The sequence below is a fragment of the Bacillus sp. S3 genome, from assembly GCF_005154805.1.
Classification (GTDB): domain Bacteria; phylum Bacillota; class Bacilli; order Bacillales; family Cytobacillaceae; genus Neobacillus.
In genome coordinates this window covers 2,227,006-2,253,179 of the sequence record NZ_CP039727.1, presented here as the reverse complement: position 1 = coordinate 2,253,179, position 26,174 = coordinate 2,227,006, and the positions used below count along the sequence as shown (strand labels likewise).

The following is a 26,174-nucleotide window of genomic DNA, read 5'->3' as shown; positions in this document are numbered from 1 at the left end:
TTTTAGGTTCGTTTCTGGCAATTGCCTGCTTGTGCACTTGTTTGTCTCCGCCATTAATTTTTTTCAAAAATAAATGGTTCATTCCATTTCATATTGGCGAAACAAAACCTCACCCTTTAACACTACCTTCCCCTGTTGGTTAACCGCTTGGACTTGAAAGCGTAGTTTGTTGTCCTGCTTTTCTTTTAATGTCGCTTGAAGCGTGATCACATCATTCAAAAATACCATGCCTTTAAAGCGAATCGAGTAATCCTGAATAAATCCATCCTCATAATAATCGGTAAACAGCTTCGCTAAATTCCCCATCGTCCACATGCCATGGGCTATGATTCCCGGCAGGCCAGCATTTCTCGCTTCTTCATCTATTGTGTGAATCGGGTTAAAATCACCGGAAGCACCGGAATATTTAATCAGATCCATTCTAGAGACAGGCTCAAGTTGTATTTCTTTTACCGGCTCTCCAACCTTTAACTGTGAAAGTATACTCACTTCTTCATCCCCCTCTTTACAGCTTCAGAGATGACAATCGTTGAGGTGGAACTGAAAATGGTGTTCCCATCTAAGTCTTCACCAAAGCTTTCAAGTACAAGGAATCCCATTTCGCCAAAGCTGCCTTTTTTCTCAGAATACTTTTTTACGATGGAATAGCAGTAAACTTCCTCGCCAACCATTAATGGTCTTTCATAATGATATGATTCTTCGCCGTGGATCAATCCTTTATCTGGCAGATGAAAGCCTTCGATCACACCATAGTCAAATACCCTTGGAAATGTCGGTGGTGCAAGATTGTTTTTATATCTTGAAAGTCTTCCAGTATCCTCATCAAAATAGATAGGATGAAGGTCGCCGATGGCTTCCGCAAATTTCTTTACGGCACCCCTCTCAACGACATTTTTCACCTTACTCGATTGTTTCCCTATTAGATCTTTAAACAATTGTCCAGCACCTCATTTCACTTTGTTTGCGGGACTGCTTCAAAAAATCCCTACCGGTTGGAATGTTACCACAATTTTATTCTGAAATTTCAGATAACACAAGTTTTATTTATCTTCCTAGTTTAATTCCTCATCTTTTTACAAATGATAAGAGTGATATTCATTCCGAATATCATCGTTTCAAAGTATCCTATGATGAGGTGATTTTAGATGAGCTACAAAGATCATTTAGATCCGCACTCTGAGTTATTTCACCACCCCTTTACACGGCCGAAACGCCAAAAATCACAGGTGAACGGGCAAACGCAAATGACGCAAAACACAATCATCTTAAGGAGCAATGCCAAGGCACATCGCTGGTAGAAGTCTTGGCATAGAAACGAAAAATGGCCCCTTCTCGATGCAATTTCGAGAAAGGGTCTTTCTTTTTCCAAAATGACTGAAATTTCTTATTGTAATTGATCCCTCTGCCCTATAATATAAAAACCATAACCATCATGATTTATTGGAGTGAAGTAAAACGATGTTTAAAGATATCACCATCAGGGATGCAGAAATACATGATATGGCACTTATAATTGATATTTATAATTCAACGATTCCTGACAGAATGGTTACAGCCGATTTAGAGCCAGTATCGGTAGAAAGCCGGATGCAATGGTTCAACAATCATTCTCCCGTTTTTCGTCCACTATGGGTCGTAGAATCAAATGGCGTGATTTGCGCGTGGGTAAGCTTTCAATCGTTTTACGGGCGACCCGCTTATCAACATACCGCAGAAATCAGTATTTATATTCATCAAGATTTCCGCGGAAAGAGGCTTGGGAAATTTCTTATCCAAAAAGCGATCGATGCCTGCCCAAGGCTTGAAATCAAGACTCTACTTGGATTTATCTTTGGACATAATGAACCAAGTATTAAACTTTTCAACAGCTTTGGATTTGAAAAGTGGGCACACCTCCCAAATGTAGCCGAATTGGATGGGATTGAAAGGGATTTGCTAATCCTGGGAAAACGAATTATATAGCTAAAGAAAAGCAGTGATTTTGCTCTCACAATTTCCACTGCCTTTTTTGTTTTTTCCAGATTGCTTTATTCCAATATAATTCAATATCTAGTACTATATACAATAGAAGTAAATCATTTTCAACTATTCAAGAACACATCGTTTTCTTGAAAGAACTGGAGATTTTCAATGGAGAAAAAAAAGCTAGTTATCCTTTATCTTATCACTAGTTTTATTTGGATATACGGATCAAATTATTTAATTCAACAGCTTGTCCCTGCTTCCCTTATACCATTTGTAGAGCGCTCGAAAGAAATTTTTTATGTTGTTGTCACAGGAGGATTTATCTATTTTTTCCTTAATAAGAAGCAAGAATTATCGGAATCCCGAGAAGATCAGAACCGATTATCCACGTTAATCAATTCCATGGTTGACTTTGTTAATTTCAAAGACGGCGAAGGACGATGGATTGAAGCAAATGATTTTGGCTTGCAATTGTTTCAGCTTGAACATGTCGATTATCGCGGTAAAAAGGATTCGGAATTGGCTGAGTATTCGGACTACTACGCTGATGCTCTCAGATACTGTGAGATTTCTGATGAAGAGACATGGAAAAATCGTGAAATTACCCGTATTGAGGAGTTCCTTCCCGTTCCTGATGGTTCAGTGAAAATATTTGATACCATTAAAGTACCGCTTTTTCATGCCGATGGTTCAAGACAAGGTTTAGTAATTATCGGAAGGGATATTACTGAAAAAAAGGTAATGGCTCGACAATTGGCCGAAAGCCAGCAGCAATATAAATCACTTTTTGAATATAGTCCGGATATTGTTTATATGCTGGATTTGGATGGAAGGATCACCAATCTTAACCCGCATTTTGATGTAATCACAGGTCTCGCTCGGGAAGATATCATTGGAAAAAACGCAAAAGACTTTATACCAAACAAGTATAAAAGATTCTTGCCGCGCTTTATTTCCATTGTTGTTGAAGAGGTAAAGCCGGTTATGTATGAAATAAACATCCCACATGCAACCGGTAAAGAAATCACATTACAATGTACATCACTGCCCATCATTGTTGACGGTAATGTCACCGGAATCATTGGGTATGGCAGGGATGTCACCGCCTTAAGGAAAACGGAAGAACGTTTACGAAGAACAGAAAAACTTTCAGTTGTCGGTGAATTATCTGCCAGTGTTGCCCATGAAATCCGCAACCCCCTTACCTCTTTAAAAGGCTTTGTTCAGCTTTTAAAAGTAGATGACGGGCAGCATCAGTTGTATTATCAAATCATGTTAGACGAATTAAATCGAATCAATCACATTGTTGACGAGCTCCTTCTGCTTGCGAAACCACAGCATCTTAAATTTACAAGTGCAGCCATTCAGAAGCTCTTGAATGATGTCATCTCGTTATTAAGAACCGAAGCGATTTATTATAATGTTCAAATCGAGTCTATTTTTCCTGAGGAAGAGATTTATCTTGAATGCGAACCAAATCAGCTTAAGCAATTATTTATCAATATTATTAAAAATGCAATTGAAGCATCGTTCAAGGGCGGCACCGTTGCAATTGGGGTGGAACTGTCAGAGAATAGTCAGGTTTTCATTACCGTGAAAGACAACGGCTGCGGAATTTCAAAGGAAAGATTAGAGAAGATTGGCGAACCATTTTACTCTTCAAAGGAAAAAGGGACGGGCTTAGGTCTGACAGTAAGCTTTAAAATCGTTCAATCACACAAAGGGTCTATTCGTTTTGAAAGTCAAAAGAATCAAGGAACCACAGTTCACCTATCTTTGCCAATCAGTCAGGATCACACAAAAAAACAACAATCTCATTTATGATGAGCTTGTTGTTTTTTTCTTTCGATTGCGGAAAATGGCAATGATAAGTAATAGGAACGGTATGATAATCTGAAATGGCCAGTGCAAATATACCGGTACCACTCTTAACCCTTCTTGAATATGTTCTGCATAATTCGAGGCAATCGTAATCGAAGCAAACAAAATAACGAATCCAATAGGAAAACTCAGCTTCTGGTGATTTTTAAACCGAAATATATCTGCAGTCCCAATCACCGCTGCATAGAAAAACAGCGAAATTTTAAAATATCCGGCAATGACTAAATAGATGACAAATAGAACATCCAACCGTTCAATAAAATTAGCAAGTTGAATTTTCCCAATCGTGGTAAGCAAAGGAAAATTCGAGCGCTGAAATAAGTCTACCCCTAGTGTAGCAACATTGATGGCAGCTGTTATCGTCACATTAATACCCGCCAAGATCATTCCGCCCATACAGGCCGCTTTTACTTTTTTTTGATCATTTATATAGGGGAGCAGCATAATGAAGACAACCATTTCCCCAAACGGAAAAGTGATTGTTCCCCTAATAAACGTGATTAACACGGGCTTCCATCCATTTTCTAACATTGGTTGAAGAAATTCAGGATGAATGATTCCCGAGAATAATATGAGACTGAAGCCGGCAATTGCCATAAGGTAGATGATGCCAAAAGATAACTCCCCTACTCTTGCAATCACTTCTATCCCTTTATGAACACCATAAATAATCGTCAATATCATCAAGGAATTTATTACAATGAGCGGTGTATTAAAATAAATAGTGGTTGTTAACAATTCACCAAAATCACGCAATACCCTTGACGCACAATATAGAAAATAGATGATATACAACAAGCCCAGCAGCCTGCCAATCCATTTCCCAGTAATTTTTTGTACGTAACTTGTAAATGGGAGATCAGGGTAATACTTATATAGCTGATAATAAACGAGAAATAAGACTAAACCGCCGGCTAAGCCTAATAACATGGCGATCCATGCGTCTTGTTTTGCTGATACCCCGAGACCCACAAGAATAGCACTTCCCATTTCAAACAAGACCACAAGTATAAACAGTTGGGATGCTTTGATTTTTGCCTTTTCCATTACTTCATCCCCTTTTCCCAGGGTCGATCAATAAGAACAGGCTTCTTTAAGAGCTTGTTATTTGTTTCTTTCGGTTACGAAAAAAGGCAATGACCAGCAAGATAAATGGGATGATAATTTGAAATGGCCATTGCACATAAATGGGCACCGTCTCTAATCCTTCTTTAAGATGTTCTGCATAATTCGAGGCAATTGTAATCGACGCAAAAAGGATAATTAATCCAAACGGAAAACTCAGCTTCTGATGAGTTTTAAACTTAAAAAGGTCTGTGGCTCCGATTACTGCCGCATAAAAAAACAACGAAATTTTAAAATACCCGGCAATAACTAAATAAATGATAAATAATACGTCCAGCCGCTCAATAAAATTAGCCAATTGAATTTTACCAATCGTAGTGAGCAAGGGGAAATTGGAGCGCAGAAATAAATCTACCCCTAACGTCGCGACATTAATAGCAGCTGTAATTGCCACATTGATTCCTGCTAAGATGATCCCGCCCAAACAAGCGGCTTTCGCTTTTTTTTGATCATTTAAATAGGGAAGCAGCATGCAAAAGACAACCATTTCTCCAAACGGCCGTGCACTTGTTTCCCTAAGAAATGCGATGAAGATTGGCCTCCATCCATGTTCTAGCACTGGTTGCAGATATTCAAGATGAATGATTCCTGAAAATAAAATGAGACCGGCACCGGCAAATGCCATAAGGTAAATGACACCGAAAAGCAGCTCCCCCATTCTTGCAATCACTTCAATCCCTTTATGGACACCATAAATAATCGTCAGCATCATTAACGAATTGATAACGATGAGTGGGGTATTGAAATATATGGTTGTCGTTAACAACTCACCAAAATCACGCAATACCCTTGTAGCAAAGTACATAAAATAGATGATATACAATAGGCTAAGCAGCCTGCCAATCCATTTCCCGGTAATTTCCTGAACATAACTCGTAAATGGGAGATCAGGGTAATACGTATATAGCCGGTAGTAAATGAGAACTAACGCCAATCCGCCAGCTAAGCCTAACAAAATAGCAAGCCATGCGTCTTGTTTTGCTTGAAATCCGGGAATAAATAGAAGAGCACTGCCCATTTCAAATAAGACCACTAGTATAAACAATTGGGATGCTTTGATTTTTGCCTTTTCCATTCTGTTATCCCCTTTTCCCAGGGTCAATTATTAAGATCAGACCAAAACGGCTTAGTGCGAATCCCTTCACGGCGGATATACGAATCAACCTTTACATGCACTTCAAGCTCAGCGAAATGGTCATTCCAATTGGGTTTCAGTTGGTTCCAAAGGGTTGGATTCTTCCTGTGAAGTCTTTCACCAAACCCAAAAATATCGCTCTTCATTTTTTGTGCTTTTTTCACTGATGACAAAACTTCCCGCTTGATTTCCTGTCCAGTTAGCTTTTCAACTTTCAATATTTCATTTGGATCAGTTAAATCGATATCAGTATTTGCCTCGCTCACCCAGCCCTCATTTTCAATTGCTATATAGATGACGGGGTTTCCCTTCAAAATCTTAACCGAAACCCTTGTTTTACTTCGGATAGGAGACACAGTTATGGCACTTTTTTTTCCTTTCCATGTAACGTTTACACCCGTGCTTTTCAACCGATCCAAAATCCAGATTACTCCGCGTGCGTTATTATTATCAATCCAGCCTACTAATTTTCCTTCTCGAAAAACAGCTAAACCATCTGCTTTCAGCACCGAATCTGCCCTTGTATGCTGCAAATCCTTGAGTTCCCCAGCCATTTTATCATTACCGGTCAATTTAAAGCCGTTGACAATCGGCTCTTTGCCATCACTAACAAGTCCGGCCAGGAAATCGTCGATATTGATACTCGTATTTTCTCCTAACATCGCTTCTGTTGCTTTAATCTCTTTGGTAATCTTATTAACAGGCATTTTATCAAGATTGGCAAGGGATGCAACCAATACCTCCGCAGAAGTGTCTCTCGTGACAACAAGCTGGGTGGTCGTTCGAAACTCTGGATCCCTATCCAATGCATCCATTATATAAAGTAGCCCATCCTTTGCAATATCTTCACTTACCGCAATTAGGTTCGTATGGGAGTAATACAACCGGCGCGAAATTTGTTTTGTAGCATTTCTGGCAGCTTCCGTAAGGGTATCCCCTGAACTTTTATAAACAGCAATTGGCAAACCCTGCCCCCCGCCATTTTGACCGGATGACACATTTCCGGGATTCACAATTTGGAAGGAAACATTAAACTTTTTCTCTTCCCCCTTGTCAACTCCGATTGCCATGACAAAGGCTAAATCGGTCAATTCCTTTTGATTCCAGCAGGCGCTTAAGATTGGCAGTAAAAGGACAAACATGAAAGAGCGCACAACTACTTTTCTCATCATGATTCACCGTTGGAAGATTGATTATTGTCCTCCGGTTTCGGTGGGCTTGGTTTTTGGTTCCCCCCAGATCTTACGATATTTCCTTTACTAATAAACATCGGTCTGTTTTTCATTGCCCAGATCGGAAAGCGGACAAACACATCCTGTTGATTATGAATATTAAATGGTGCTAATGGCATCATGTAAGGAATCCCAAATGACCTTAGTGAGCATAAATGAATCGCCATAAACATCAGGCCTAACATGATCCCATAGAAACCCAATACCGTCGCTAAACCCATTAGGACAAAGCGGATTAATCTTGCCGCAATCGCCATGGCAAAGCTTGGTGTTGCAAAATTGGCAATCGCCGTTAGCGAGACAACGATAACCATAACAGGTGACACAATCCCTGCCTGGACTGCAGCTTGACCAATCACAAGGGCGCCGACAATCGAAACAGCCTGCCCAACCGCTCTTGGTAAACGCAAGCCGGCCTCCCTTAAAATTTCAAAGAGAATTTCCATGATTAATGCTTCAATAAATGCAGGGAATGGAACATTTTCACGTTGGGCTGCAATCGCAATTGCCATCGAAGTTGGGATCATCTCCTGGTGAAAGGTGGTCATCGCAATATATAATGCCGGCCCAATTAAAGCAATAAAGAAGGACAATATTCTTAATAACCGGATTCCCGTTGAGATATCAAACCGTGAATAATAATCATCCGGAGCCTGAAAAAATTGAATAAAAATTGCCGGAGCAGATACAACAAACGGTGTCCCGTCCACAAGCAGCGCAACCCGTCCTTCGAGAATATGTGATGAGATAACATCCGGACGTTCCGAATGATACGTAGTCGGAAAGGTTGACCAGGATTGATCTTCTATCAACTGTTCAATATAGCCTGAGGCCTGGATGGAATCTATGTCAATTCTATTTAATCGTTCCCTTACCTCTTGAACAATTTTTTCATTCGCAATTCCTTTCAGATACATAATTCCTACATCCGTTTGTGATACCTTGCCAATTTTCATTGTCTCTAACCACAAATTTGGACTTGTAATTCTTCTGCGGATTAAAGCGGTATTTGTTCGTAGCGTTTCTGTAAAGGAATCCTTTGGACCGCGAATCGATAATTGGGTGGAAGGTTCGGTGATCGAGCGCTTTTCCCACCCTTTTGTTTCGACGCTTATTACTTTGCAATAGCCATCTAAAAAAAACAAGGAATTTCCGTACAGCAGATTATCATAAATTTGATTCCAGTCCGTAATAATCTGAATATTCCCTATACTTACCACTTTATCAGCTAAACATTGAAAGGCATCATGAAGTGTAAGGTCGATATCACCTTTTAATAAAGATTCCATAAAAAAGTCACTGATCATTTCTTGATCCGCTAAGCCATCCATATAAATACAAAACCCTTTGATCCGGTTAAATTGAAATTCGCGGAAGGCCAGATCCGTACTGTTTCCCAACTCGCCTTTAATTCTGTTTAAATTGTCTTTATAATTCCTGAGAACGGATAATTCTTCCGGTTTTTGAGGGTCTTGCTGTTGCCGGTAATTATCGTTTTGTCTCTTTTTTTGTTTCTTTTTCAACATATTTGATAAAATCGACACAAGCTCCACCTCATTTCATCAAATTCCTTTTGGCTATTTTACCCAACGTCATCTGTAATATCCATTTTTACCATGAATCTTTCTGCATAGGGAATTCTACGGATGCAAACATAAGTATAATCTGGAATGTAGGTGAATCGATTGAAACAATTTTTTGTCGCTCTTTTATTGGCAGTCGGGATGTTATCGCTAATGATTTTTTTAGACTTACTGATGGGCATTACTGCTAAAGGTATTTTCTGGAAAACGATCAATCCTTTTCGGGTCATGGAACCGGCAGAATATGTGATTGTGATATTTTTTATTACCATTTTTCTTCTGAAATCCATGTTTTCTTATATTAAGAAAAAACAACAAAGTAATCCGCCAGCGAATTAAATGTAGTGGGAGCAAAATGAAAAAGAGCTCGGCATTTAGTTAAAAATGCGAGCTCTTTTCTTCATTGCTTTGATCCACTTCGATCACTTGTTTTCGCTTAAAGAACCTAATCATCGTCATTCCTCTATTCTTCCACTTTCTTCTTGCTTCAATGTTCGGACCGTATACAATGCGATTCCAGCCATAATAGGTTCCTTCCTCTAACACCATCAGGATGGCGAAAGAAAGGACAGTCATGGTAATCCAATGCGACATGTCGAGAACTCCTTTGCAAAAGGATACGATTTATCCTGCATGATAAATCAGTAAAGAATTACGATCAATCTTCAGTTCTTCCATTCTATTATAGCAATAAATTACCAATATGTGGGTAAAAATTGGTTAAATCTGAATGTTGTATAGCTAAACAGCCTTTCCGGCGGTTGTTACTCTTGATTTATTCCCGGCTGTAAAGAAGATGATGCTTCCTAGGGTGATAATCGAAACCACCAAGAACATGATTTGACCGTGGTAATGACTGAGTAGAAATCCGCCAAAAATCGGTCCAAGAAAGTTTCCAATTTTGCGGAATTGAGCTGCGCCAAAATAGGTGCCGCGCAGATGCTCCGGTGCAAGTGTATCAATCATCATACTGTTTGACGGGAAGATCAAAATTTCACCAAATGTCAATAATACCATGGCAAGAACAGCCGTAACCCAGCCGTCAACAAAGCTAAAGCCGATTAATCCGGCAGCCATAAACATGGCACCAACCACCATGACCTGCATTACTCTGAATTTTTCCGCCACATAGCTTATGGGCATTTGCAGAAAAACAACCATTAAGGCATTAATGGTAATGAGCATGGAAAATATGACTACACCGTTTTCAAGCGATCCCTCTAAAATTTGCGGTAAATTGGAATCAATTTGCACATACCCCATATTGACCAAAATAATCCCAATAATTAAATACCGTAACGCCTTATCCGTTTTAACAATCCGAAATGCATCACCAAACGATACATTCTTTTTGCTTTGTTGCTGTTCAGGTTGAATAATCAATTTATTCATAAAGTAAACCAACACAATCCCATAGAGTAAATACGTCGTACCCGTTATGCCAAATGATAGTTTTGCAGAGGTATTGGCCAAATAGGCACCAATCAATGGACCAACGGATGCCCCGATATTCATGGCCGTATAGCGTAATGAATAAATCTTCATCCGCTTTTCCTTACTGCTCACATCTGCCATTAAGGCTTGGGAGGTCGGCTCAAAGAATGATGTACAAAGCCCGTTAAGTGCATTGAAGAGGATAAACCAGCCTTGCCCTGTTGCAATGGTAAACCCGTAATAGACCAAGGCCAACATAAATAGTGAGATTAGCATCACCGGCTTTCGTCCGTAGCGGTCTGATAAATGGCCGCCAATGAAACCCCCTGCAGTTGCCATTAATGGGCTCATCCCAACGGTTAAGCCAATGATAATCGGAGAAATGTCCATATGCCGCGATAAATAGATTGATAGGAATGGCAGCGTCATAAAGGCGGAGCATCTTGTTAATACAGTACCAATTAATAACACCCATACAATCGGATGAAATTGACCAATATAATTTTTCATTTTATTCATATGAAATACCCTCGGAAGTTATAGTCTATTTACCTAGTTAACCAATTTATGTATCTAAAGTAAAGAAATTTTCTACACAATTGAAAAAGTCAGGCTCCAATTGAACCTGACCTTCTGTTTAATTCGGATCCTTATATTTTAGGGCCCTTACACTGTCTCCATAGCCTTTTGTTGTTGGATCCTGTACAATTCCTAACATGGACAATAAAACAAACACGGCATTCACAAACGTTAAAATCGAGCTTTGGATTGCATCTGTTAGTTGAAAGTCAACTAAACCCATTGTATTTAAACCTGCTAACACCATTTGTGCTACAATGAGAAGCTGTGATACAAACGCGATGACCCAGTTTCGATTTCTAAACCGAACTTTCCAGTTAATCATTCTCCCATCCCTTTCCTGTATGCTAAATTTTCTTTCTATTAACATATGCTTGGCCAAGGAAATGGTTGTCCACGATTATCACAGTTTTACCTTTTTTTCCATTATTTTTGAGTCCTTCCGTCATCAGGCTAATACACATTTGTTGGTTTTTTTTGCAAGAAAATTTATAATAGGTTAAGCAAAAATTCCTTTTGAAAGTAAGGAGATACTATGGAGAAATTACATCCATTTCGAGATATGATTATTCGTTTTTGGAAAAAGAAACACTTGACTCAAATTATTTTATTAATCCTACTTGTCGTACTATTAGGGACCATCCTTTATTTTGGCTGGCTGGCAACAAGGGCAAATGTGGAATCCTTGAAAGAAGGCCTAAGCCAGCCGACGGTCATTTATGATAAAGGCGGCAAGGTGGCGAGCAATGTTGCTACCAATCGGACGAAAGGAGTAAAAGTAGCGGAATTGCCTAAATATGTTCCGAATGCCGTTGTCGCGATTGAAGACGAACGTTTTTATGAGCATAGCGGTTTTGATGTGAAGGGTATTGCCCGGGCCTTTTTCAGTAACTTGTTTGCCGGAAGAATCACGGGCGGAGGCAGTACGTTAACACAGCAGCTGACAAAAAATGCCCTGCTTTCACCAGAGCGCACCTATAAACGAAAAGCCGAGGAATTATTTTTAGCTGTTAAAATTGAAAAGGTTTATACAAAAGAGGAAATTCTGCAAATGTATATCAACCAGGTATACTTTGGCAGCGGTGCTTGGGGAATCGCCAATGCCTCGAAGAAATATTTTAATAAAGATGTCAAGGATATAAGTGTAAGTGAGGCAGCCATGCTTGCGGGACTCCTCCATGCGCCAAACTATCTGGATCCTTACAAAAACTATGATTTAGCGATAAAACGACGAAATGTTGTCTTAGGAAAAATGAAGGAGCTTGGATTCATTTCTGCCCAAGAGGTCGAAACCGCAAAGAAAGAAAAGATTTCACTAAACGATGGCGGCGGCAGCTTTGTCGAGCGAAAATATCCCTATTATGTGGATGCGGTTTTAAATGAGGCGATTTCAAAATATGGAGTCACCCAGGAAGAGATCTTAACAAGAGGATACCGTATCTATACGGAAATGGATCAAAACCTGCAGGCCGGACTTGAAAAAGTATATAGTAAAAACTCTTTGTTCCCAAGAGGAAAGGGAAATACCCTCGTTCAAAGCGGGTCTGTCCTGATGGATCCGGCCTCAGGCGGTGTCAGAGCTCTTGTTGGCGGCAGAGGTGAGCATGTGTTCCGTGGCTTTAACAGGGCGACACAGTTACGGGTCCAGCCTGGCTCAACGATCAAGCCGCTGGCTGTCTATACACCTGCACTGGAAAATGGCTATAACTATTCGTCAGAACTTGTCGATGAACCAACAACCTTCGGAAATTACAAACCGGAAAATTTCTCGAAGACGTTTCAAGGAAAGGTACAACTGTACAAAGCCCTGGAAGAATCGTTAAATGTTCCCGCTGTATGGCTCTTAAATGAAATTGGCTTAAATAAAGGCTTGGATGCGTTACAACGTTTTGGCATTCCTCTGGAAAAGGAAGACGAAAATCTGGCCATCGCCCTTGGCGGCATGAGTAAAGGGGTTTCACCGCTGCAAATGGCAAATGCGTTTACCGCTTTTCCAAATGGCGGCAAGCGGCAGGATAGCCACTTAATTACGAAAATCGTCGGGCCAACAGGGAACATTATCGCTGAACGGGAGGTAAAAACAACAAAGGTAACATCTAAAAAGGTTGCTGACGAGATGACCTCCATGTTGTTGAATGTGATGGAAACCGGGACAGGCAAGCGTGCCCATATCCCTGGTGTAGAAATCGCCGGAAAAACAGGATCAACTCAGCTCCCATTCGGTGATGTCAGCGGTACGAAGGATCAGTGGATGGTCGGATATACACGGAACATTGTCGGGGCCATCTGGATCGGTTATGACCAAACAGACCGTGAACATTATCTGCCAAGCTCGAGCTCATCTAATGTGGTACCGATTTTTAAAGAAATAATGAAGGAGTCATTGCCATACCTACCGGATGAAAGCTTTCATGTGACTTCCATCAATGCCCAGCTTGCCGGAGAGGCCGCAACAAAGACAAGCATTGATGAGCAGGCGAAGGAAATTAGCAAGGAATTAAATGAAAATGCCAAAAAAATTGGGTCCGCGATAAAAGAAAAAGCCCCGGAATGGAAAGAGGGCTTGGACAAAGCGTTATACACAATTGGCAAAGGAATAGACAAATTGGTGGAGAAAGTAAAAAGCATAAGTGAATAGCACGCCTTATCGGCGTGCTTTTTCTTTTTTTGTGCCGTCTAAAAGACTAATTCTATAGAATGGAAAAATCGCCCTGCTATGCTCCTGATATTTTCATCCTGATCCTCCGAAAAAACAACAATACCGCATGTTGCCGGACCAGATGACTTTAGCAGATCAACATCGCTGCTGATCCTATCCGCTGCAAACCTTTTATTAACAAATATTTGATTCAACTCGGATAAGATCCCTTTCGAACCAACCGGCCAAACCATCACATCTTTCAGATTGTTTATCTTCTGAAATACGCAAAGTGGCACAATTTGATCATGCTGGGCAATCACTTCATTTCCCACCAAAGGTAAGCCAATAATCGCCAGTTTCAGATGATCTGAAAACAACAGCTCTGTTTTTTTATCCAGAACCTTGCGGCCAACAACAAGCAAGCCAACTGCCGATTGCAGCATGGAAAAATTACTTTCCGTGCTCCCTGTAATGAAAACATCCTGTAATCCTAGTTCATTTACGCCTTTTTCGATGCCCCTAACCAGCTCTTTCCAAGGTTCATTTCCGCAAAAGTTTTGAAGCACAACAGAAATCGGCTGTCCCCCTGCTGCAATACATTCCATTACCGCAACTCGAAAAGAATAATAGGCAACCGTTTCGTATGGAACATGAACAAGATCCTGTTCCTTCATGCCAATGGCACCACTATTATCACAAGCAATAATTAGCGCATCCTCAGCAAGCGGGACAGTTATGATATCTCTCATAATTTTGCCTCATGCTTCACACCTTGAACCAAGAACAGGGAGGAAAGACGCGGGATCACGATAATTGCGAATCCTGTATTTATGATTGAACCGACAAGCAAGGATGGAACGATGGCCAAATAAAAACCGATATTCATTAATAAAATAAACGGAAGCGGCGCAACAATGGCATTTCCCAAGATAAAGAGCACAATAGCCGAAATCTTATGGCTCTTTCGATAAAGCATACCAAACAACCAGACCAGCACAGCCATTTCTCCTGCGATTAAAAAGTGCATCGGACCTAATGGAAAACCACCTGCAAGGGCAGATAATAAGTGACCAAAGGCAGCAACGATGGCTCCAGCACCCCCGCCAAGCAGGGCCGCTGCTAAAAGGGCCGGGAAAATATCCAATGCGACACTGCCAACAATCGCAGGAATTTTTATCGCTGCCCCTACAGCGGATAATGCCGTAAACATGGCCAGCCAGCTTACCAGTTTACGTTTCATCTACCGGTCCCCCTTGCGCTTCCCATCCCTGAATACTTTTGCACTACGTACGTATTCCACATCTCGAACTTGCAGCCGGCAATTTATGACCCTGGCTAAAGCGAAGAAATAATCAGAAAGGCGGTTTAAGTACATTAATGATAATTCAGGTGTTTTCGGATCTGCTTTCATCAGTTTTACCACTAATCGTTCCGCTCTCCGAGTAACCGTCCTTGCAATATGAATGGAGGCTGAAGGCTTCGTCCCGCCAGGTAAAATAAATCGTTCCAGTTCCGGTGCCTCTGCAATATATTCATCAATTTTTTGTTCTAAGTAATCAATTGATTCTTGATGAAGCTTTGTCTCGCGCTTTTCCGTCACATTTGCAAGATCACCGCCACAGTCGAATAATTCGTGTTGTATTTTTTCAAGATCATTCAATACATCTTTGAAAATTTCTTGATCGAGTTCCTGAATGGCCTGCCCGACAAAGCAGTTTACTTCATCAACCGTTCCGTATGCTTCCACCCTTGTATCATCTTTATCTACCCTGCCGCCAATAATACTTGTTTTCCCTTTGTCGCCTGTTCTTGTATAAATTCTCATGATTATTTCCCCCTTATTTAATCGTTTGGTTTAATCTATACCAGATTACATCGACTTTGGCTGATATCGCTGCAAGATCCTGATAGGCCCATCCCGTTACATCGCGCCATACGCGATTTTCTTCTTCCATTGGAACAATTCCTTTGGTTATATCGGTCCCAATCACAATTACTTTTCGTTCAGCCTTTTCCTGTTCCCAAGAAAGCCAATCAGCTAGATATCTGTTCCAAATTTCCCGGCAGCGGCCGGAATCATATTGCTTCGTTAACTCTTTCACCCATAACTCGATTCCCTCTAAAACAATCACATCATGATTGACATCCGATAAATTGACTGGAAGCCGAATGCCATTATACGCAGATAACCATTGTCCTTCTATTTTCACACCATAATTCTTGCTTACCCATGATCGTTTGCCATTAAAGGCACCTCCAGTAATGAAGTGCATCGTCTTCCCCCCTTTAAGGCCTCTTTTGTAAAAATAAGCTCAAACCCCTGGTCATGCCGGACCTGAAAGCTCCAAAATTCCTTCTCTTCCGGTGCATATTTGGATAAAAGGTATCTGATGACACCACCGTGAGTAATGACAGCACAGTTTTTTAGCTGCTGAGTAAGAACCGTGTGAATCATCGTATTCCAGCCATTCTGAACCCTGTTAGTAAACTCGTGAAACGCTTCACCCTTTGGCGGAAAGACATTCACCGGATCGGAAATCCATTGACGATAATGCTCGTTATCTTTCAATTCCTCATATGTCAGCCCTTCCCAGTCACCGAAATTCATTTCGCGAAAATTTTCCAATATGATCGGCTTTTGATTAGGAAAAAATAGGTTTAATGTAGAAAGGCATCTTTGCAAATCACTGCTAAAATAGGACTCATAGCTTTTTAACGGCGACTGATTTCTAGTTTCAGCCAATAGTTGCGAATCATTCCAGCCTAAATAGGCTTTCCGCTTATTTTCTTCTGTTACACCATGACGAAATAATGCAATAACCACACGGTCATCCATAGAATTACCTCCGTCCCTTCAATAGAAGCTCCGACTACATCCCCGGTAATCCCGCCAAACCATTTCACAGCTTTCCAGCGGAACATGAACACACAAGCCACCGCAACTGCAATTAATACTGCAAAAAGATAACTGCTTTTTTCCACTAACAGTATGACCAGGAGAAAAATAAACATGTAGAGCAGGTAGATCGATAAACTTTTTGGCTTTGCCGCACTTTGAAATAATGAGCCCAATCCTTCATTTTTTGCTGACCTTACCGTTAAAAGCAGGACACCCATGACACTCCTGCTTAAAAAGGGGATACCCATGATTAAGATGTACGTGACATATTCAACATTCAAAGTACTTTCATAAATAAATAAAAACCGGCTGCTTAATAAAATGACGAGTGATAGGACGCCAAATGCACCCGTTCTAGGATCCTTCATGATTTCTAATCTTTTTTCCGGATTCTGATAGGAAAAATAAGCGTCACTCGCATCCATCCAGCCATCTAAATGAATGCCCCCCGTCAGAAGTATCATCGCCAGCCAAAGGATAAACGTAACTGCTAAATGGGAAAAAGGAGTCCATTCATGAAAAGCATAAAATAGACATGCATAGATGATTCCCTGAAATAAACCTAATAGTGGAAAAGTTTGCACAGCCTTCCTTAGATGGTCCCGGTCCATCGGGAGTTCTATGGGAATGGGCACTGCCGTAAAAAATTGACAGTTGATCAAGAATCCTTTAAAGAATGTAATCATTATCTATTCCCACATTGATGGATGATTTCTTTCATCTGATCCCAGTTAAGGTGGCGTTTCATTTCAGCCGCAAGTTTTTCATATTTTTCATCCGAGCCACCTACTTCAACTGTCATTTCTATTTCACTCGATAGCGAATCCTCGACTTCTATCATATGGTTTTCGATAAAAGGCAAAACACCTAATACAGGAATGCCTGTTTTTTCTTCTAGCAGTGTAATTCCTTCCGCAAATAACGTAAGATCTCCACGAAATTTATTTATGATGATACCTCGAACTCTTTGCCTCTCGTCAGGTTTTAACAGTTCAAGTGTGCCAATAATACTGGCAAACACTCCACCTCGGTCGATATCTGCTACAAGTACCACCGGGACATCCGCCAGTTCAGCAACCTTCATATTGACTATTTCGCGATCGCTTAAATTAAGTTCAACTGGACTGCCAGCCCCTTCAATTACCACCATTTCATATTCACTTTCTAATTGATTGAGGGATTCCTTAATTATTTCGATCCCTTTTTCATAAAATTGTTCGCGATACTCCCTGCCGGAAAAGGTTTCAATTACTTTACCTAGAAAAACCACCTCTGAAGTTTGATCAGACCTTGGTTTTAATAAAATCGGATTCATCCAAACTGTCGGGCATATTCGAGCAGCTTCTGCTTGAATTCTTTGAGCCCGGCTCATCTCCATTCCATCAATCATGATATGCGAATAATTCGACATATTTTGTGATTTGAACGGGGCGACCTTCACTCCCTCATTTGCAAGAATCCGGCACAATGCCGTAACGACTAAACTTTTGCCCACATCCGAAGCCGTACCTTGTATCATGATTCCTTTCATCGTGCCACAACCTCCTTCATTACGAGTGGAATCCCGGCTTCCACTAAAATTGCCTTGTCTGCTTCCTTCACTAAATCCTGATGGATCTTTCCCAGCAAGCGGCTATATGAAAAGACAAGTTCTGAAGCAATCGGGAGCTCGTTTAATACCTCATTACTGACGACAATCATTGCGCCGGCACGACTTTTTATCGACATAATCCCTGTCAAAATATCTTGTTTAATCGTTTTTAAATAGGACTCGTTCCACGTTTGTTCAGAAGAAAAAAGTTCATTATTCAATAGTGTTGTAACACAATCTAGTAAAACAATATCCTTGTCAGAAATGGAATTGGCAAGTGCTCCAATTTGAATAGGCTTTTCAATAGTTTTCCAGCGAAATACCCCGGAATCCCTGCTTCTCTGGTGCATCGCAACCCGGTGCTGCATTTCCGGATCAGACGGAACACCGGTGGCTATATAGTTGGGCTGCCCTCCTGTTTTCCGAGCCATATCGATTGCCAGACATTCAGCGTGACTGCTTTTTCCGCTTCGTACACCCCCGGTAATAAAAATGAAGGTTGATGCTCCCATTCTCCCCACGTCGCCATTTACAGTTTTAGAATCGTGATATGGCCCATTCAACGAGCATCCCTCCAAGCCATAATAATAGTAAAAATAAGAAAACTGTTCTCGCTAAAATAGCGTTGGTCTTTAAGATGTGGTCTGACTGAATAGGACCAAGCGGATCTCCCATTTTTCCCCGGTTAGAGACCATCCCTTTGTAATAGTTTCTGCCGCCGAGTTGAATGCCTAGTAGAGCGGCAACCGCTGCTTCACCCCAGCCGCTGTTTGGACTGGGGTGCTTTTTCGCATCCCGGAACAAAATCGTCCATGCTTGTTTGTGGTCTGTTCTTTCCGGACGTTTTCCAAGCAGCATGATGATACCTGTCAGTCGGCTTGGAATCCAATTCATCACATCATCCCATTTCGCGGATGCCCAGCCAAACGCTTGATATCTTTCATTCATATGCCCTACCATCGAGTCACATGTATTCGTGGCACGGTAAACAATCGCTAACGGTGCACCGCCAATAAGGGCCCAAAACAAAGGGGCTGTCACGCCGTCACTCGTATTTTCTGCTACCGTTTCAATCGTTCCCCTTGCGATTTCACTTTCATCCAGCTGATCCGTATCACGGCCGACGATATAGGATAGTTTCGTTCTGGCTTCCACTATGTCCCCAGATTTTAACGGTTGATAGACTTCAAGTGCTGCTTCCTTTAAACTTTTTTGTGCGATGGTTGTCGCTATAACTATACTTTCCACACCAACCCCTACAAGTGGGTGAATCTTGTATCCTATTAAAACTACAATCGTCACAATAGAAAAAACGAACAGTAAGACAAATAGGAGCATCAAAACGCCCTTCCATCGTTTAGACTTTCCGTGATTCCAACGCTTTTCCAAAGAGGAGATCATCATTCCTATCCATCTAACCGGATGCGGCCAATCAGGAGGATCTCCAACAACCAAATCAATGAAATAAGCGATCGTAATGGCTACTAAGTGATAGACAATCATGTTCGTTTCCTTTTTCTCGATTTGTGAATGGCCTCAGCCGTACACTGATACACAGCTTTACTGATTACCTTTCCTAATGAGGAAATCGTCCCGGCATATTCCAACACCTTACCTGTTTGTGTGGCTGCAATTAAAATACTATCAGTTGAAGTTCCGGTAGCAATGGTCCCAGTAACTTTATCAAGTACCTCCAGATCATGCATTACCTTTACTTTTGCTTCCGTTGCGGTCATAATGCTTTGAATAAAGGCTTCCTCTGTTAATTCTCCGTTAACGAAAATCCACGTATTAATCGTTCCCGGGGCCATTAGATAGTCATGCTGCTCACTTTTCGACGCATCAATTGCGTTCCCCACCCCGGCGGTAACGACCACAAAGATCGAGAAATCCTCCTGTTCGAATCGCTGGTAACACACATCCTCAAGGAACACCGCTGTCATCATGCCAACCGTTGCCGACGGTTCAAATCCGTTTGCTGTTAAAAAGTCAGCCATCTCCGCCCGGTGATCATCACAATTATAGTCCTTACTCACATGCCGATTGACAAATGTTTGGTGCCAGCCCGTCCCTGAGCCAACCACGCCCGAAGACATGGTTCTTAAAGGTACGGGAGATTCAAGCTCGATAAACTCATTTGAAACGCTTACCATTGCTTCTGTGATTTCAAGATGCTCCATTTCCTGTTTTACATCGGGCAGTAACACCATTTGCGGCGCAGCCACCTTTGGATGGGGATGCTTTTGAATTTTTGTATGATACACGTCCCTGATTCGGTCCTCTTTCAGAACTTCGTTAGGAATATGATTGATATTGATGGTCCCCTTTTCGAGCAGGAGCAAACGGTCGCAGTATAATCCAGCAAGATTTAAATCGTGGAAAATCGAGATTACCGTTAACCCTTTGTCCATCGTCCATCGCTTTAAAAGGTCTAACAATTCTTTTTGATACGATAAGTCTAAGTGATTTGTCGGTTCATCCAACAGCAGGATTTCCGGTTCTTGGGCAAGTGCCTGGGCAAGGAATACCCTTTGCTTTTCACCGCCTGATAACGCCTGTATATTTTTATGTTGAAAGGAGGAAATGCCGGTCTGGTCCATAACCCTTTGGACTACCGCTTCATCCTCCTCCGACCAGGTTTGAAACCAGCCCTTTTGATGCGCATATCTCCCAAGTGATACGGTTTCTTTAACTGTATAGGAGAAGCTTTGGGAAGAGTGCTGGGAAAGAACCGCCACCATTTGCGCAAGCTGCTTAATGCCATATTCCTGCAGCTTTTTTCCACTAATATAAATCTCACCCTGTTTAATCGGCAAGATCCCGCTAATCATTTTTAACAGAGTTGTTTTTCCGCTGCCATTTGGCCCTAATACCCCGAACAACTCCCCTTGATTTACATCAAACGTAATGTCTTTTAATACAGACTCATCTCCATATCCACCTGAAACGTGCTGAACACTGAGCATTTTCTATCAACTTCTTTCCATCCTTTTTCTCTGCAGCAGGATCACCGCAAATACCGGTGCCCCAATTAAAGCCGTTATCACCCCAATTGGTAATTCAGTAGGTGAAATAATGGTCCGCGACAGAAGGTCGGCTAAAATTAAGAACCCACTTCCTGTCAGAATCGATAAGGGAAGGAGGTAACGGTGGTCTGGCCCCCACAAGATTCTTGAAAGATGGGGAATGACCAGCCCAACAAATCCAATCGTTCCGGAAACGGCAACTGCAGCTCCTGTTAAAATTGAACCGGCTGATAAAATGATGAGCTTCCTTTTTTGAACATTGACCCCAAGGTGGTGTGCCCGTTCTTCCCCAAACGACATCGCATTTAATTCCTTTGCATTAAGCATCAGGATGGCCGACCCAATAACAAAAAACGGTAAAATAATTTTTATGTATTCCCAGCCTCTCATCGATACACTTCCTAAGAGCCAGCTAATAATTTGCCGTAACTCATCTCCGGTTAGTGCAATCAAAAGAGAAATAAATGCACCTAAAAAGGAGCTAAAAATAATTCCTGTTAAAATTATCGTTTCTACTCTCATGGACCGTTCAATTTTCCTGGCAAAAGCAAGAACGAGGAAAATGGTCAAAAAAGAAAATAGGATACTGAGTAATGGCAAGGTGAATATCCCGATAAATGGGATAGATAGATGAAAGAACAGCGTCAGAACGGCACCGACGGAAGCGCCGGATGAGACCCCTAATGTATACGGATCTGCTAACGGATTCCTTAACAGCCCTTGAAATGCCGCCCCCGCAATGGCAAGGGACGCCCCCACAAGACCCGCTAATATCACCCTTGGCAGGCGAATATTCAACACAATACTCGTATGCATCGCGTCGATTGTGTCAAGTGATGGTAATCCAAATAGCTTAGCTATAATAATGTGAATAATCGTCCCCATCGGAACTGATACAGTTCCGATGGCGATTCCTAGCAGTACGGAAATTAACAGGAAAATCCCTGCCAGTGCAAAAGCTACATATTTATTATTTAAAAACTTCTGGATAAATAGCCTTCGCAAGATCTTCTACTCCTTCAACGATTCTAGGGCCTGAGCGTGTCACTCGATCAGAATCTACGTCGATTACTTGCTTATTTTTTACGGCGTTGACATTTTCCCAGCCTTTTCTGCTTAACACTTGCTCAGCTGGTTTTGTCTCTTCATAGCCGCCATATGTAGTGATGATTACATCCGGATTTCGTTTAATGATTTCTTCTTGATCAAGCTTGATCCAGCCCTCTTGATCGTTTGCGAGGTTCTCGGCATTAATCATGGTTAACATTTCATTCATAAACGTATTTTTCCCAGTTGTAAAAATATCTGGAGCGGGTGATACTTCAATAAAGACAGTTTTCTTTTCTTTTATGTTCTTTGCTTTTTCCTTAATATCCGCTATTTTGTCCTTCATCCCTTGTATAAGCTCGTCCGCCTTCTTCGTTTCTCCAGTCGCTTTACCAATCATACTGATTGAATCAAACACTTGGTCAAAATTTTGTGCATCATTCACAACAAGAACGGCTATTCCGGCATCTTTTAATTGCTGTAGGCCAGCTTCCGAATTATGTGCAGTAGAGGCATGGGCTAATACTAAATTAGGCTGTAAAGAGATTATTTTTTCAAGATTCACTTCCATACCGCCAATTTTCTCTTTTTTCGTTACCTCTTCAGGATAATTATCAAAATCAGAAACACCGACAATTTCTTTCTCAGCACCTAACGCGTAGGCGATTTCTGTATTACTTGGGATCAAAGAGACAATTTTTTCAGGCTTCTTTTCTAAGACAACTTCATTGCCTACAGCATCCTTTATCGTTACTGGGAATGCTGCTTCTGTTTTATTCTCAACACCCGCGGTTTTGTCCTCTTTAACTTGCTCTTGCTTTTCCCCGCATCCTGCTAAGACCCCTAATGTTAAAAGTACGACGAACAATAGTGAATACCATTTCTTCATGTTTCTTCTCCCTGCTTTCTGTGTAGTTATTATGTAAGCAACAAAAAAGAAGTTCTGCTTGTGGCAATAAAAAAACATCTCCATATTAATGAAGATGTTGGGTACGATTAGATTTCCATTACTCGTAAAAAGTAATAGGGCACTAGCCTCAACACCTCCCTATCCTCGTAGGTTTATTGGCGCACAAGAATTAGGCAGGTTTCCTGGCTCATGATCATCGCATCCTATGTCTTCCCATCCAAATAGACAGTGACAAAATATAGGCTGCTCCCATTTACAGTGGCGGGACCGCGTTGGTTTTTCACCAACTTCCCTTTTAAGCTAAAAGTCGTTACTGACTCACTAGCACCTATTTCCATTATTCATTTTTTGTTAACTTCATTATGATATAAATTATATTATTTGTATATAAGTTTGTTTGACAGTGTTGATTCTCTAAACGACAAGGCCGCCATCTACACTTAAGATAGTTCCATTAATATACCCCGCATCGTCTGAAGCTAGAAACAGATAGGCAGAGGCAATATCTTCAGGTTTTCCCAACCTGCGTAAAGGTGTTTTACTTTCCATTAGATCTAGTATCTTTTCCGGTACTTTTGCCGTCATGTCAGTGACAATGAATCCGGGGGCAACGGCATTCACTCTTATGCCTTTTGGTCCCATTTCTTTCGCCCAGCTTTTCGTTAAGCCTATTACACCAGCCTTTGTGGCTGCATAATTCGTTTGACCGATGTTGCCGTGAATTCCAACTACCGAGGATGCGTTCAGAATCACACCCGATCCCTGTTCTATCATCTTTGGAACTACTTCCTTTGTACATTTAAACACACCGGATAAATTGACGGAAATCACCTTTTCCCATGATTCTTCATCCATTTTTGTCAGCAATCCATCAATCGTAATTCCAGCATTATTCACTAAAATATCAATTTTTCCATACCGATCGATCGTTTCATTTACCATCGAATGGATTTGTTTAGAGTCTGTCACATTACATTGAATAAATGCAATCGAACCATATTCTTCAAGTTCCTTGGCTGCTGTTAGTCCCGCATCTGGATTCACATCACTGATGACAACAGCGGCACCTTCTTGCAAAAATTTCTTAGCCGTAATTTTGCCAATCCCATTTGCTCCACCCGTAATAATAGCAACTTTTCCTTCGAGTTTCATTATGGCCTCCTAATGGTTCATTTGAAAAATAGCAGTAATTTGTCAACAATTCTATTAAAACCTTATGATTCTTTAAAATTACGCTTGTCAATTACTCGCTTCGCTTTGAATTGAGTTCGTTCCAATGTTCCAATAGGGAACAATTCTATATTAAATGTTACTCCTACTTCACGCTTAAGCTCTTTCGACAGCTGCTCTATCAGGTCTTGGTTGCTTCTCGTTCCTGCGGTCTCACACTGAATGGTGACGTCATCCATAATATTTTCACGGGTTACAATCATGACAAACTCTTCCCCAAGGCCGTCAATTCTCCTAATCACATTTTCTAATAGACTTGCATAAACATTCACACCACGTACGGTGACCATATCATCAATTCGGCCATAAATTCCTTTCGGTAACCTTGGGTAGACACGCCCACAAGGACAAGGCTCATCTGTCCAGGTCGTTAGATCTCCGGACCAATAGCGGATTAAAGGCTGCGAGGTTCTTTCCAATGGAGTATATACGGGTACTCCTTCTTCCCCATAGGGAACTAGTTTTTTGCTCTGTTGATCAACTACTTCTGTATAGACGACATCCTGCCATAAATGAACCCCTTTACGATGCTCACACTCTGTATTGCTCATCCATGGCGTTACTTCTGCCATTGTCCCGGAGTCTATACAGATCGCGCCAAAGGTTTCTTCGATTTTTTTCTTCGTCGAGGCAACTCCTGCTCCAGGTTCGCCTGAAAAGAACAAGATTCTAAAACCAAATTCTTTAGGGTCCACCCCTGCCTCTTTAGCCTTTTCTGCTAGATACAAGGCATAGGAAGGTGTGCCATAAAACACAGTCGGCTTTACTTCCCTTAGCCATGATACAGCTTTCTCTGTTTGCCCTGCTTGCCCTGCACCAAACGGAAAAGTTTTTGCCCCAAGCCTTTCAGCACCAATTAAAGCTCCCCAGCTTCCGATATAGAGACTAAGTGGTGAGGCAATAAACACTAAGTCACTTGGTCTCATTCCAAAGCTCCACATAATCCGGGCATGCTGATGGGCAATCCTTTCCCAATCATCCTTGCCAAAGGAAAAGACAGTGGGTTTTCCAGTTGTTCCTGAAGTTCCTTGAATCCGATGTACTTCCGAAAAAGGAATACAAACATTTGAACCAAACGGCTGATTCTCCAGCAAATCTTGTCGTACTTCTGCCTTTGTCGTAATTGGAACTTGGTCAAATTCTTTTAAACTCTTAATATCATCTGGATGAAAATCTACTTTACTCCACTTTCGTTTGTAGAAATCTGAATGTTTTAAAGCATACTCCATCACATTTTTTAATTTATAAAACACCAACTCATCAAGTTCCTCTTTCGAAGCGGTTTCTATGTCTCTATACCAAAATTTTTCATTCACATCCGGGATATATTGAGTATCATATTTTGGCGGCCATTGCTGCAGTAGAGCAGTTTTTTGCATTTTATTGTTCACCCTTTACGTTTAATTTGACTTCCGTAACTTCAAAATTTAATAGCTAAATAAAATTCTTGGCTGCCAAAGGTGGTGAGGAATAGTCTCACCACCTTCCATTCTTAGGAAACGCCGTGCTTTACGTTGAATCGGATAAAATCGGCAATACTTTCAATTCTTGTTTCAGGACCAAATACTTCTGCAACACCAGCATCTTTCAGTAATGGAATATCGTCTTCTGGAATGACACCACCCATTATTACTAAGGAATCAACACCCTTTTCTTTGGCTATTTGGACAACCTTTGGTCCTAATGTCAAATGGTTTCCACCGAGAGTACTCAATCCTATTACATCTGCACCTTCCTGAATCGCCGCATCAACGATTTGTTCAGGAAATTGGTTGCCTAAATACACCACTTCCATTCCCTCATCCCGCAGCATTCTAGAAACGACTAACGCACCGCGCCAATGGATATCCAAACCTAATTTCGCCATTACCACTTTTATTTGCATATAGAAATCCT

At 41.2% G+C, this 26,174-nt stretch carries 29 protein-coding genes and 1 riboswitch; of the genes, 5 read left to right on the top strand and 24 right to left on the bottom strand.

Annotation, left to right across the window (positions count from 1 at the left end; translation table 11 throughout):
* Positions 1–78 precede the first annotated feature (78 nt).
* Together FAY30_RS10795 and FAY30_RS10790 are read right to left on the bottom strand one after the other, a co-directional pair.
* A complete protein-coding gene (locus tag FAY30_RS10795) occupies positions 79–489 on the bottom strand; it encodes a MaoC family dehydratase (RefSeq protein ID WP_149869887.1) in 411 nt (136 codons plus the stop codon).
* Positions 486–935 (bottom strand): MaoC family dehydratase N-terminal domain-containing protein, encoded by a 450-nt coding sequence (locus FAY30_RS10790; RefSeq protein WP_149869886.1) that lies wholly within the window; start codon positions 933–935, stop codon positions 486–488. Before FAY30_RS10790 ends, FAY30_RS10795 begins: the two co-directional genes overlap by 4 nt.
* A gap of 210 nt (positions 936–1,145) precedes the next feature.
* Here FAY30_RS10790 and FAY30_RS10785 point away from each other — a divergent pair, with 210 nt between their 5' ends.
* The 3 genes from FAY30_RS10785 (at position 1,146) to FAY30_RS10775 (ending at position 3,789) form a co-directional block, all read left to right on the top strand.
* A complete protein-coding gene (locus tag FAY30_RS10785; protein WP_149869885.1) occupies positions 1,146–1,298 on the top strand; it encodes a YpzG family protein in 153 nt (50 codons plus the stop codon).
* A 160-nt stretch (positions 1,299–1,458) separates the two neighbouring features.
* Entirely contained in the window at positions 1,459–1,962 is a 504-nt protein-coding gene (locus FAY30_RS10780; protein ID WP_149869884.1) for a GNAT family N-acetyltransferase, read from the top strand.
* A 168-nt stretch (positions 1,963–2,130) separates the two neighbouring features.
* On the top strand, positions 2,131–3,789 hold the full coding sequence (locus FAY30_RS10775; protein ID WP_149869883.1) for a PAS domain-containing sensor histidine kinase: 1,659 nt from the start codon (positions 2,131–2,133) through the stop codon (positions 3,787–3,789).
* Here FAY30_RS10775 and FAY30_RS10770 read toward each other — a convergent pair.
* The 4 genes from FAY30_RS10770 to FAY30_RS10755 are packed head-to-tail and all read right to left on the bottom strand — an operon-like array spanning position 3,784 to position 8,864.
* Positions 3,784–4,893 (bottom strand): GerAB/ArcD/ProY family transporter, encoded by a 1,110-nt coding sequence (locus FAY30_RS10770; protein ID WP_149869882.1) that lies wholly within the window; start codon positions 4,891–4,893, stop codon positions 3,784–3,786. The two genes, FAY30_RS10775 and FAY30_RS10770, sit on opposite strands and share 6 nt — an antisense overlap.
* 46 nt (positions 4,894–4,939) lie before the next feature.
* A complete protein-coding gene (locus FAY30_RS10765; RefSeq protein ID WP_149869881.1) occupies positions 4,940–6,046 on the bottom strand; it encodes a GerAB/ArcD/ProY family transporter in 1,107 nt (368 codons plus the stop codon).
* Between the two features lie 23 nt (positions 6,047–6,069).
* Positions 6,070–7,275: a Ger(x)C family spore germination protein gene (locus FAY30_RS10760; protein ID WP_190284866.1), complete on the bottom strand. Its 1,206-nt coding sequence runs from the start codon at positions 7,273–7,275 to the stop codon at positions 6,070–6,072.
* Positions 7,275–8,864, bottom strand: coding sequence for a spore germination protein (locus FAY30_RS10755; protein ID WP_149869879.1), 1,590 nt, complete (start codon positions 8,862–8,864; stop codon positions 7,275–7,277). Before FAY30_RS10755 ends, FAY30_RS10760 begins: the two co-directional genes overlap by 1 nt.
* A 159-nt stretch (positions 8,865–9,023) precedes the next feature.
* Here FAY30_RS10755 and FAY30_RS10750 point away from each other — a divergent pair, with 159 nt between their 5' ends.
* The gene (locus tag FAY30_RS10750) at positions 9,024–9,260 is read left to right on the top strand and encodes a YczF family membrane protein (protein ID WP_149869878.1); all 237 of its coding nucleotides are present in this window, start codon (positions 9,024–9,026) and stop codon (positions 9,258–9,260) included.
* Positions 9,261–9,299: 39 nt separating this feature from the next.
* On the opposite strand, the gene FAY30_RS10745 is transcribed toward FAY30_RS10750, so the two are convergent.
* The 3 genes from FAY30_RS10745 to FAY30_RS10735 all read right to left on the bottom strand — a co-directional run bounded on the left by FAY30_RS10745 (position 9,300) and on the right by FAY30_RS10735 (position 11,259).
* Positions 9,300–9,515: a hypothetical protein gene (locus FAY30_RS10745; protein ID WP_149869877.1), complete on the bottom strand. Its 216-nt coding sequence runs from the start codon at positions 9,513–9,515 to the stop codon at positions 9,300–9,302.
* Between the two features lie 147 nt (positions 9,516–9,662).
* Entirely contained in the window at positions 9,663–10,874 is a 1,212-nt protein-coding gene (locus tag FAY30_RS10740) for an MDR family MFS transporter (RefSeq protein WP_223820936.1), read from the bottom strand.
* 118 nt (positions 10,875–10,992) lie between these two features.
* The gene (locus FAY30_RS10735) at positions 10,993–11,259 is read right to left on the bottom strand and encodes a phage holin (protein ID WP_149869876.1); all 267 of its coding nucleotides are present in this window, start codon (positions 11,257–11,259) and stop codon (positions 10,993–10,995) included.
* Between the two features lie 210 nt (positions 11,260–11,469).
* Here FAY30_RS10735 and FAY30_RS10730 point away from each other — a divergent pair, with 210 nt between their 5' ends.
* Positions 11,470–13,572 (top strand): transglycosylase domain-containing protein, encoded by a 2,103-nt coding sequence (locus tag FAY30_RS10730; protein ID WP_149869875.1) that lies wholly within the window; start codon positions 11,470–11,472, stop codon positions 13,570–13,572.
* A 38-nt stretch (positions 13,573–13,610) separates the two neighbouring features.
* Here FAY30_RS10730 and FAY30_RS10725 read toward each other — a convergent pair whose 3' ends face one another.
* From FAY30_RS10725 to FAY30_RS10655, 15 genes are all read right to left on the bottom strand, one after another.
* Positions 13,611–14,324: an AIR synthase related protein gene (locus FAY30_RS10725; RefSeq protein ID WP_149869874.1), complete on the bottom strand. Its 714-nt coding sequence runs from the start codon at positions 14,322–14,324 to the stop codon at positions 13,611–13,613.
* Positions 14,321–14,815, bottom strand: a complete 495-nt coding sequence (locus tag FAY30_RS10720; protein WP_149869873.1) for an ECF transporter S component — start codon at positions 14,813–14,815, stop codon at positions 14,321–14,323. The genes FAY30_RS10725 and FAY30_RS10720 overlap by 4 nt, the downstream gene beginning before the upstream one ends.
* A complete protein-coding gene (locus tag FAY30_RS10715) occupies positions 14,816–15,400 on the bottom strand; it encodes a cob(I)yrinic acid a,c-diamide adenosyltransferase (RefSeq protein WP_149869872.1) in 585 nt (194 codons plus the stop codon).
* A gap of 13 nt (positions 15,401–15,413) precedes the next feature.
* A complete protein-coding gene (locus FAY30_RS10710) occupies positions 15,414–15,848 on the bottom strand; it encodes a bifunctional adenosylcobinamide kinase/adenosylcobinamide-phosphate guanylyltransferase (RefSeq protein ID WP_149869871.1) in 435 nt (144 codons plus the stop codon).
* The gene (locus FAY30_RS10705) at positions 15,800–16,411 is read right to left on the bottom strand and encodes a histidine phosphatase family protein (RefSeq protein WP_149869870.1); all 612 of its coding nucleotides are present in this window, start codon (positions 16,409–16,411) and stop codon (positions 15,800–15,802) included. The genes FAY30_RS10710 and FAY30_RS10705 overlap by 49 nt, the downstream gene beginning before the upstream one ends.
* The gene (cobS, locus tag FAY30_RS10700; RefSeq protein WP_149869869.1) at positions 16,369–17,160 is read right to left on the bottom strand and encodes an adenosylcobinamide-GDP ribazoletransferase; all 792 of its coding nucleotides are present in this window, start codon (positions 17,158–17,160) and stop codon (positions 16,369–16,371) included. Before cobS ends, FAY30_RS10705 begins: the two co-directional genes overlap by 43 nt.
* On the bottom strand, positions 17,160–18,005 hold the full coding sequence (locus FAY30_RS10695; protein WP_149869868.1) for a cobyric acid synthase: 846 nt from the start codon (positions 18,003–18,005) through the stop codon (positions 17,160–17,162). The genes cobS and FAY30_RS10695 overlap by 1 nt, the downstream gene beginning before the upstream one ends.
* Positions 18,002–18,628, bottom strand: a complete 627-nt coding sequence (locus FAY30_RS10690) for a bifunctional adenosylcobinamide kinase/adenosylcobinamide-phosphate guanylyltransferase (protein WP_149869867.1) — start codon at positions 18,626–18,628, stop codon at positions 18,002–18,004. Before FAY30_RS10690 ends, FAY30_RS10695 begins: the two co-directional genes overlap by 4 nt.
* On the bottom strand, positions 18,603–19,568 hold the full coding sequence (gene cbiB, locus FAY30_RS10685) for an adenosylcobinamide-phosphate synthase CbiB (protein ID WP_149869866.1): 966 nt from the start codon (positions 19,566–19,568) through the stop codon (positions 18,603–18,605). Before cbiB ends, FAY30_RS10690 begins: the two co-directional genes overlap by 26 nt.
* Positions 19,565–21,031 (bottom strand): adenosylcobinamide amidohydrolase, encoded by a 1,467-nt coding sequence (locus tag FAY30_RS10680; RefSeq protein ID WP_149869865.1) that lies wholly within the window; start codon positions 21,029–21,031, stop codon positions 19,565–19,567. The genes cbiB and FAY30_RS10680 overlap by 4 nt, the downstream gene beginning before the upstream one ends.
* A 6-nt stretch (positions 21,032–21,037) precedes the next feature.
* The gene (locus tag FAY30_RS10675; protein ID WP_149869864.1) at positions 21,038–22,096 is read right to left on the bottom strand and encodes a FecCD family ABC transporter permease; all 1,059 of its coding nucleotides are present in this window, start codon (positions 22,094–22,096) and stop codon (positions 21,038–21,040) included.
* Positions 22,062–23,027: an ABC transporter substrate-binding protein gene (locus tag FAY30_RS10670; RefSeq protein WP_149869863.1), complete on the bottom strand. Its 966-nt coding sequence runs from the start codon at positions 23,025–23,027 to the stop codon at positions 22,062–22,064. Before FAY30_RS10670 ends, FAY30_RS10675 begins: the two co-directional genes overlap by 35 nt.
* 175 nt (positions 23,028–23,202) lie before the next feature.
* Positions 23,203–23,395, bottom strand: a riboswitch (cobalamin riboswitch).
* Positions 23,396–23,462: 67 nt separating this feature from the next.
* Positions 23,463–24,200 (bottom strand): 3-oxoacyl-ACP reductase FabG, encoded by a 738-nt coding sequence (gene fabG, locus FAY30_RS10665; protein WP_149869862.1) that lies wholly within the window; start codon positions 24,198–24,200, stop codon positions 23,463–23,465.
* Between the two features lie 62 nt (positions 24,201–24,262).
* The gene (locus FAY30_RS10660) at positions 24,263–25,657 is read right to left on the bottom strand and encodes a phenylacetate--CoA ligase family protein (protein WP_149869861.1); all 1,395 of its coding nucleotides are present in this window, start codon (positions 25,655–25,657) and stop codon (positions 24,263–24,265) included.
* Between the two features lie 113 nt (positions 25,658–25,770).
* On the bottom strand, positions 25,771–26,163 hold the full coding sequence (locus FAY30_RS10655; RefSeq protein ID WP_149869860.1) for a cobalamin B12-binding domain-containing protein: 393 nt from the start codon (positions 26,161–26,163) through the stop codon (positions 25,771–25,773).
* Positions 26,164–26,174 lie beyond the last annotated feature (11 nt).

Coding starts and splice junctions, on each gene's coding strand:
- FAY30_RS10785 (WP_149869885.1), top strand. CDS start 1,146: ATGAGCTACAAAGATCATTTAGATCCGCACTCTGAGTTATTTCACCAC.
- FAY30_RS10780 (WP_149869884.1), top strand. CDS start 1,459: ATGTTTAAAGATATCACCATCAGGGATGCAGAAATACATGATATGGCA.
- FAY30_RS10775 (WP_149869883.1), top strand. CDS start 2,131: ATGGAGAAAAAAAAGCTAGTTATCCTTTATCTTATCACTAGTTTTATT.
- FAY30_RS10770 (WP_149869882.1), bottom strand. CDS start 4,893: ATGGAAAAGGCAAAAATCAAAGCATCCCAACTGTTTATACTTGTGGTC.
- FAY30_RS10765 (WP_149869881.1), bottom strand. CDS start 6,046: ATGGAAAAGGCAAAAATCAAAGCATCCCAATTGTTTATACTAGTGGTC.
- FAY30_RS10760 (WP_190284866.1), bottom strand. CDS start 7,275: ATGAGAAAAGTAGTTGTGCGCTCTTTCATGTTTGTCCTTTTACTGCCA.
- FAY30_RS10755 (WP_149869879.1), bottom strand. CDS start 8,864: ATGTTGAAAAAGAAACAAAAAAAGAGACAAAACGATAATTACCGGCAA.
- FAY30_RS10745 (WP_149869877.1), bottom strand. CDS start 9,515: ATGTCGCATTGGATTACCATGACTGTCCTTTCTTTCGCCATCCTGATG.
- FAY30_RS10740 (WP_223820936.1), bottom strand. CDS start 10,874: ATGAATAAAATGAAAAATTATATTGGTCAATTTCATCCGATTGTATGG.
- FAY30_RS10735 (WP_149869876.1), bottom strand. CDS start 11,259: ATGATTAACTGGAAAGTTCGGTTTAGAAATCGAAACTGGGTCATCGCG.
- FAY30_RS10730 (WP_149869875.1), top strand. CDS start 11,470: ATGGAGAAATTACATCCATTTCGAGATATGATTATTCGTTTTTGGAAA.
- FAY30_RS10725 (WP_149869874.1), bottom strand. CDS start 14,324: ATGAGAGATATCATAACTGTCCCGCTTGCTGAGGATGCGCTAATTATT.
- FAY30_RS10720 (WP_149869873.1), bottom strand. CDS start 14,815: ATGAAACGTAAACTGGTAAGCTGGCTGGCCATGTTTACGGCATTATCC.
- FAY30_RS10715 (WP_149869872.1), bottom strand. CDS start 15,400: ATGAGAATTTATACAAGAACAGGCGACAAAGGGAAAACAAGTATTATT.
- FAY30_RS10710 (WP_149869871.1), bottom strand. CDS start 15,848: ATGCACTTCATTACTGGAGGTGCCTTTAATGGCAAACGATCATGGGTA.
- FAY30_RS10705 (WP_149869870.1), bottom strand. CDS start 16,411: ATGGATGACCGTGTGGTTATTGCATTATTTCGTCATGGTGTAACAGAA.
- cobS (WP_149869869.1), bottom strand. CDS start 17,160: ATGATTACATTCTTTAAAGGATTCTTGATCAACTGTCAATTTTTTACG.
- FAY30_RS10695 (WP_149869868.1), bottom strand. CDS start 18,005: ATGAAAGGAATCATGATACAAGGTACGGCTTCGGATGTGGGCAAAAGT.
- cbiB (WP_149869866.1), bottom strand. CDS start 19,568: ATGATTGTCTATCACTTAGTAGCCATTACGATCGCTTATTTCATTGAT.
- FAY30_RS10680 (WP_149869865.1), bottom strand. CDS start 21,031: ATGCTCAGTGTTCAGCACGTTTCAGGTGGATATGGAGATGAGTCTGTA.
- FAY30_RS10670 (WP_149869863.1), bottom strand. CDS start 23,027: ATGAAGAAATGGTATTCACTATTGTTCGTCGTACTTTTAACATTAGGG.
- fabG (WP_149869862.1), bottom strand. CDS start 24,200: ATGAAACTCGAAGGAAAAGTTGCTATTATTACGGGTGGAGCAAATGGG.
- FAY30_RS10660 (WP_149869861.1), bottom strand. CDS start 25,657: ATGCAAAAAACTGCTCTACTGCAGCAATGGCCGCCAAAATATGATACT.
- FAY30_RS10655 (WP_149869860.1), bottom strand. CDS start 26,163: ATGCAAATAAAAGTGGTAATGGCGAAATTAGGTTTGGATATCCATTGG.